General features: G+C 58.8%; 5 protein-coding genes. 2 read left to right on the forward strand and 3 right to left on the reverse strand.

Annotation, left to right across the window (positions count from 1 at the left end):
* Positions 1 to 12: 12 nt before the first annotated feature.
* The 3 genes from AACY30_RS14625 to AACY30_RS14635 all read right to left on the reverse strand — a co-directional run bounded on the left by AACY30_RS14625 (position 13) and on the right by AACY30_RS14635 (position 3,163).
* Positions 13 to 672, reverse strand: a complete 660-nt coding sequence (locus AACY30_RS14625) for a TetR/AcrR family transcriptional regulator (protein ID WP_339472135.1) — start codon at positions 670 to 672, stop codon at positions 13 to 15.
* Between the two features lie 87 nt (positions 673 to 759).
* The gene (locus AACY30_RS14630; RefSeq protein ID WP_339540542.1) at positions 760 to 2,154 is read right to left on the reverse strand and encodes a uracil-xanthine permease family protein; all 1,395 of its coding nucleotides are present in this window, start codon (positions 2,152 to 2,154) and stop codon (positions 760 to 762) included.
* A gap of 88 nt (positions 2,155 to 2,242) precedes the next feature.
* The gene (locus tag AACY30_RS14635; RefSeq protein WP_339415818.1) at positions 2,243 to 3,163 is read right to left on the reverse strand and encodes a LysR family transcriptional regulator; all 921 of its coding nucleotides are present in this window, start codon (positions 3,161 to 3,163) and stop codon (positions 2,243 to 2,245) included.
* Between the two features lie 125 nt (positions 3,164 to 3,288).
* On the opposite strand from AACY30_RS14635, the gene AACY30_RS14640 reads away from it, so the two are divergent.
* Positions 3,289 to 4,638: an aspartate aminotransferase family protein gene (locus AACY30_RS14640; protein ID WP_339540543.1), complete on the forward strand. Its 1,350-nt coding sequence runs from the start codon at positions 3,289 to 3,291 to the stop codon at positions 4,636 to 4,638.
* Between the two features lie 39 nt (positions 4,639 to 4,677).
* The gene (locus AACY30_RS14645) at positions 4,678 to 6,171 is read left to right on the forward strand and encodes a CoA-acylating methylmalonate-semialdehyde dehydrogenase (RefSeq protein WP_339435839.1); all 1,494 of its coding nucleotides are present in this window, start codon (positions 4,678 to 4,680) and stop codon (positions 6,169 to 6,171) included.
* Positions 6,172 to 6,692 lie beyond the last annotated feature (521 nt).

Consider the following 6,692-nt stretch of genomic DNA (forward strand, 5'->3'; position numbering starts at 1 on the left):
AAGTCGCTTCGTTTATTGGACGGGCTTGATGCCACAGCCCTTGAGAATGATGTGGATCAGGTTGGTGCCGGCGTCTTCCATGTCCTGCTTGGTCAGCTTGGTGCGACCGGTGACGCGGCAGATCTGGGTGGCGAAGTCGGCGTAGTGCTGGGTGCTGCCCCACAGCAGGAAGATCAGGTGCACGGGGTCGATGGGGTCCATCTTGCCGGCGTCGATCCAGGCCTGGAACACCGACGCGCGGCCACTGAACCACGCGCGGTAGTCCTGGCTGAAATATTCGGTGAGGCATTCGCCGCCGCTGATGATCTCCATGGCGAAGATCCGCGAGGCCTGGGGTTGGCGCCGCGAGAACTCCATCTTGGTGCGAATATAGCGGGCGAGGGCTACGGCCGGGTCATCCTCGGCGGTCAGCGAGTTGAAGGTGCTGTCCCACAATTCGAGGATGTTGCTGAGCACCGCGATGTACAGGCCCAGCTTGTTGGTGAAGTAGTAATGCAGGTTGGCCTTTGGCAGCCCGGCACTGGCAGCAATGGTGTTCATGCTGGTGCCTTTGTAGCCATGGCGCGCGAACTCATCTTCAGCAGCCTGGAGAATCGCTTGTTCGTTCTTTTGCCGAATGCGGCTGGCGGGTTTACCGGCTTGGTTGCTGTGGGCAGGAACTTCGAGGCTCATGGAGGTTTCCGTGCTGATCGATAGAGACGACGTGTGCACAGATAACCCACCCTCAAGCCTCAGACAAGTCCTGATGCAATAAAACCTTCAAAGCGGTTCCAGCGTGTCGCTTTCCGGTGTGTGGTTAACGGTGGCGCTGCTGACTTTGGCTTCTGGTAATAGCAGGCACAGCGCAATGGCAGTCAGGCCGCCGCTGGTGATAGCGGAGTCGAACAGGTTCTGCACCAGCGTTGGCATCAAGTGCAGCAGGCTCGGTTGGGCGGCGATACCCAGGCCGACACCAAACGAGGTGGCGATGATCAGCATGCTGCGTCGGTCCAGCGGTGCCTGAGCAAGGATACGCACACCGGCGGCGGCCACGCTGCCGAACATCACCAGGGTCGCGCCGCCCAAGACCGGCTTGGGGATTTGCTGCAGGACTGCGCCAATCAATGGAAACAACCCGAGGCAAAACAGCACCACGCCGATATATAAGCCGACGTATCGGCTGGCGACGCCGGTGAGTTGAATCACGCCGTTGTTCTGCGCGAATGTGGTATTGGGGAAGGCGCTGAAGGTGGCGGCGATCATGCAACTGACGCCATCGCCGAGTACGCCACCTTTGAGTCGGCTTATATAAGAAGGACCGCTGATGGGCTGGCGGGCGATCATGCAGTTGGCGGTGAGGTCACCGACCGTTTCGATGCTGCTGATCAGATAAATCAGCGCGATCGGCAGGAAAACGCTCCAGTCGAAGTTGAAACCAAAGCGAAACGGAATAGGCAGGCTGACCAGCGGCAGGTCGGGCAGGGCTTGAGGCACGAGTTTGCCGCTGAACCAAGCGGCCAGGCTACCCAGGGCCAGTCCGATGATGATTGCCGAGAGGCGCACCCAAGGTGTGTTGGAGCGGTTGAGCAGGATGATCGTCAGCACCACGAACACGCCCAGCGCCAGGTTGATAGGCGCGCCGAAGTCCGGCGCGTTGAAACCACCGCCAAGGTCGGTGATGCCGACCTTGATCAAACTGATGCCGATCAACGTGATGACAATTCCTGTCACCAACGGCGTGATGACTCGGCACAGTTGGCCGATAAAGCGGCTCAGCACGATCTGCACCACGGCGCCGAAAAAGCACACGCCAAAGATCATCGCCATGATGTCTTCCGGGCTGCCGCCACGTTGCTTCACCAGAAAGCCCGCCGACAACACCGCGCCGAGAAACGCAAAGCTAGTGCCTTGCAGGCAGATCATCCCGGCGCCGATGCCAAATGGCCTACGTGCCTGAATGAAGGTGCCGACACCGGAGACCATCAACGCCATGCTGATCAAGTAGGGCAAATGGGCGGTGAGGCCCAGGGTGGAGCCGATGATCAGTGGCGGGGTGATGATGCCGACAAAGGCGGCCAGCACATGTTGCAGTGCGGCGAGCAAGGCCGGAGCGGGTTTCGGGCGGTCGTTGAGGCCGTAGATGAGGTCGTTGGGGCGGGAGGGTTCTGGTGGCATGGCGGGCAAACTCGAGTCGGACAGTTCTAGGTCCAGGTGGGCTTGCAAAAAACTGTCCAAGTGCTCAGCTTTTTGCTCGAGGCCCGCGTTAGCGCGTTGCTGCCAGACTTTCCAGGAAGCTTTCCAGCACCAAATGGGGGCGACGGCCCTTGCGCGTGACCGATGCGAGGCTCAAATCGTAAAAACGTGTAGCCGGTTTCAGCGGGCGCAGTCGTCCTTGTTGTACCCACAGGCTGGCGTAGTGATCGGGCAGGTAGCCAATATAGTGTCCGGTAAGGATCAGGAACGCCATGCCTTCGCGGTCGGACGCGCTGGCGGTGCAGTTGAGTGCCTGGTAATGGGCCTGGATCTCGGCGGGCAGGCGGAACGTCGGTGCGATGGCGTCCTGGTCATCGATGCGAGCGTCGTCCAATTGCTTGTCGTCGGCATAGAACAACGGGTGGCCGACCGCGCAGTAGAGCAGCGAACGCTCGCTGTACAGCGGTTGATATTCCAATCCCGACAGGGCGCTTGCCTGCGGCACCACGCCGACATGCAGGCGACCGTCGAGCACGCCTTGTTCGACTTCGTTGGGGGCGATCATGCGGATCTGGATTTGCACATCCGGGCCGCGTTGCTTCAATTGTGCGAGCGCGTGGGTGATGCGCATGTGGGGCAGGGTGACGAGGTTGTCGGTGAGACCGATGATCAGCTCGCCGCGCAGATGCTGGTGCAGGCCGTTGACCTCGGTGCGAAAGCTTTCCAGGGCACTCAAGAGTTGCAGGGCCGACTGGTAGACCTCTCGGCCTTCTTCGGTCAGGGAGAAACCGGCGCGGCCGCGTTGGCACAGCCTTAACCCGAGGCGTTGCTCAAGATCGCTCATTTGCTGGCTGATGGCCGAACGGCCTATGCCCAGCACGGTTTCTGCCGCTGAAAAGCCGCCGCACTCCACCACACTTCGAAAAATGCGCAGCAGGCGGATATCGAAGTCGCTGACTTGGGCCAGGGGATCGGGTCGACGGCTGCTCATAGTTTAGTAAAGGCCTGACTGAAGGTTAGAAGAGTTGGATTTCACCGACTTTATCGCCATGGCAATTTAGCTGCAACCACGCGTTTCAATCCCGACGCTGCCTTTTGCCTTGCGAGGTTTTGCTGATGAACATGCCCGAAAACGCCCCATCGTCCTTGGCCAGCCAACTGAAGCTGGACGCGCACTGGATGCCCTACACCGCCAACCGTAACTTCCAGCGTGACCCGCGCCTGATCGTGGCCGCTGAAGGCAGCTGGTTGACGGATGACAAAGGCCGCAAGGTGTATGACTCGCTGTCGGGCCTATGGACCTGTGGCGCCGGGCATACTCGCAAGGAAATCCAGGACGCGGTGTCCAAGCAACTGGGGACTTTGGACTACTCGCCGGGCTTCCAGTACGGTCATCCGTTGTCGTTCCAACTGGCGGAAAAGATTACGGACTTGACCCCTGGTAACCTCGACCATGTGTTCTTCACCAACTCCGGCTCCGAGTGCGCCGACACTGCGGTGAAGATGGTGCGTGCGTACTGGCGCCTGAAAGGTCAGGCCACCAAGACCAAGATGATCGGTCGCGCCCGTGGTTATCACGGTGTGAACATCGCCGGCACCAGCCTGGGCGGCGTCAACGGTAACCGTAAGCTGTTTGGTCAGGGCTTGATGGACGTTGACCATCTGCCGCACACCTTGCTGGCAAGCAACGCCTTCTCCCGTGGCATGCCGGAGCAGGGCGGTATCGCGCTGGCCGACGAATTGCTCAAGTTGATTGAATTGCACGACGCGTCGAACATCGCCGCGGTGTTTGTCGAGCCAATGGCCGGCTCTGCTGGCGTGCTCGTGCCGCCTAAGGGGTATCTCAAGCGTCTGCGTGAGATCTGCGATCAACACAACATCCTGTTGGTGTTCGACGAAGTGATCACCGGTTTCGGCCGCACCGGCTCGATGTTCGGTGCCGACAGCTTCGGCGTAACGCCGGACCTGATGTGCATCGCCAAGCAAGTCACCAACGGCGCGATCCCGATGGGCGCGGTGATTGCCAGCAGCGAAATCTATCAGACCTTCATGAACCAGGCGACGCCGGAGTACGCGGTGGAATTCCCCCACGGCTACACTTACTCGGCGCACCCGGTGGCGTGCGCAGCGGGCCTGGCGGCATTGGACCTGCTGCAGAGGGAAAACCTGGTGCAGAGCGTAGCCGAAGTCGCACCGCACTTTGAGAATGTGCTGCACGGTTTGAAGGGCAGCAAAAACGTGATCGATATTCGCAACTACGGCTTGGCCGGTGCGATCCAGATTGCCCCGCGTGACGGTGATGCCATCGTCCGTCCATTCGAGGCCGGCATGGCGTTGTGGAAGGCCGGTTTCTACGTGCGTTTTGGCGGTGACACCCTGCAGTTCGGGCCAACCTTCAATAGCAAGCCGCAGGACTTGGATCGCTTGTTTGATGCGGTCGGCGAAGTGCTGAACAAGATCGACTGATTTCTCCTTCTATATAGAACAATTTTTCAGGAGCCCTGCATGAGCCTTATCCAGCATTTGATCAACGGTGAGATGGTCAACGACAGCGGCCGGAGTGCCGACGTGTATAACCCGTCGACCGGCCAGGTGATCCACCAGGTGCCGTTGGCCAGCCGTGAAACCATTCAACAAGCGATCGACTCGGCCAAGGCTGCGTTCCCGGCCTGGCGTAATACCCCGCCGGCCAAGCGCGCCCAGGTGATGTTTCGTTTCAAGCAGTTGCTGGAGCAGAACGAAGCACGCATCTCGCAGTTAATCAGCGAAGAGCATGGCAAGACGCTGGAAGACGCGGCCGGTGAGTTGAAGCGCGGGATCGAAAACGTTGAGTACGCGTGCTCGGCGCCGGAGATTCTGAAGGGCGAGTACAGTCGTAACGTAGGACCGAACATTGATGCCTGGTCGGACTTCCAGCCGCTGGGCGTGGTTGCTGGTATTACGCCGTTCAACTTCCCGGCGATGGTGCCGTTGTGGATGTACCCGTTGGCGATTGTCTGCGGTAACTGCTTCATCCTGAAACCATCGGAGCGTGATCCGAGCTCGACGCTGTTGATCGCGCAATTGCTGCAAGAGGCCGGTTTGCCTAAAGGCGTGCTGAGTGTGGTGCATGGGGACAAAGGTGCGGTGGACGCGCTGATTGAAGCGCCGGAAGTGAAAGCGCTGAGTTTCGTGGGCTCGACGCCGATTGCCGAGTACATTTATTCCGAAGCGACCAAGCGTGGCAAGCGCGTGCAGGCACTGGGTGGAGCGAAGAACCACGCGGTACTGATGCCGGACGCCGACCTGGATAACGCGGTGAGTGCCTTGATGGGCGCGGCGTATGGTTCCTGTGGTGAGCGTTGCATGGCGATTTCGGTGGCTGTGTGCGTGGGCGACCAAGTGGCGGATGCGTTGATTGCCAAGCTGGTGCCGCAGGTCAAGGCGCTGAAAATTGGCGCGGGCACTTCTTGCGGGCTGGATATGGGGCCGTTGGTGACTGGCCAAGCACGTGACAAAGTCAGTGGTTATATAGAAGACGGTGTGGCGGCCGGTGCTGAGCTGGTTGTCGATGGTCGCGGCTTGAGTGTTGCCGGGCACGAAGAAGGCTTCTTCCTGGGTGGTAGTTTGTTTGATCGTGTGACGTCTGAGATGCGTATCTATAAAGAAGAGATCTTCGGACCGGTGTTGTGCGTGGTGCGGGTAGATAGCCTGGAAACGGCGATGCAACTGATCAACGATCATGAATACGGTAACGGTACCTGTATCTTCACCCGCGACGGTGAGGCGGCCCGTCTGTTCTGCGATGAGATCGAAGTGGGCATGGTCGGCGTTAACGTTCCCCTGCCTGTGCCGGTGGCTTATCACAGCTTTGGTGGCTGGAAGCGATCGCTGTTCGGCGACTTGCATGCGTACGGTCCGGATGGGGTGCGCTTCTACACACGTCGCAAGGCGATTACACAGCGCTGGCCGCAACGGGCCAGCCATGAAGCGTCGCAGTTTGCCTTTCCTAGTCTTTAAGGCTCGGTAGGAAGAAAGCCGGCCCCTTGGGGCCGGCTTTTGCGTTTCTGAGGGCTTTTTGGCCTATATGACAGAAATGTGAAGAAAAGGGGTTGACGGCAGATTCTGGAAGTCTATAATTCGCCCCACTTCCGGCGCAGTCGAAACGGAAAACTCCTTGGTAAACAAAGAGTTATGCGGGATTCGACAGCGAGTTGCTTCAGTTCATCGAAGCCCAGAAGGAGTTGGTAGGGCAGTGTTGTTTGGCTCTATTAACGTTTCGATCCTCTCGGTCGAAAGCGGAGAAAAAGAGGTGTTGACAGCAGCGTGTAACGCTGTAGAATTCGCCTCCCGCTAACGAGAGATCGGAAGCGCAAGTGGTTGAAGTTGTTGAAGAATTCTTCGAAAACTTCTGAAAATAATCACTTGACAGCAAATGAGGCTGCTGTAGAATGCGCGCCTCGGTTGAGACGAAAGATCTTAACCAACCGCTCTTTAACAACTGAATCAAGCAATTCGTGTGGGTGCTTGTGGAGTCAGAC

The sequence above is a fragment of the Pseudomonas sp. RA_5y_Pfl1_P24 genome, from assembly GCF_963970945.1.
Taxonomy (GTDB): domain Bacteria; phylum Pseudomonadota; class Gammaproteobacteria; order Pseudomonadales; family Pseudomonadaceae; genus Aquipseudomonas; species Aquipseudomonas tritici.

Bases quoted from the DNA above. Each gene is read 5' to 3' on its own strand.
- AACY30_RS14630 (WP_339540542.1), bottom strand. From the start codon at position 2,154: ATGCCACCAGAACCCTCCCGCCCCAACGACCTCATCTACGGCCTCAAC.
- AACY30_RS14645 (WP_339435839.1), top strand. From the start codon at position 4,678: ATGAGCCTTATCCAGCATTTGATCAACGGTGAGATGGTCAACGACAGC.
- AACY30_RS14640 (WP_339540543.1), top strand. From the start codon at position 3,289: ATGAACATGCCCGAAAACGCCCCATCGTCCTTGGCCAGCCAACTGAAG.
- AACY30_RS14635 (WP_339415818.1), bottom strand. From the start codon at position 3,163: ATGAGCAGCCGTCGACCCGATCCCCTGGCCCAAGTCAGCGACTTCGAT.
- AACY30_RS14625 (WP_339472135.1), bottom strand. From the start codon at position 672: ATGAGCCTCGAAGTTCCTGCCCACAGCAACCAAGCCGGTAAACCCGCC.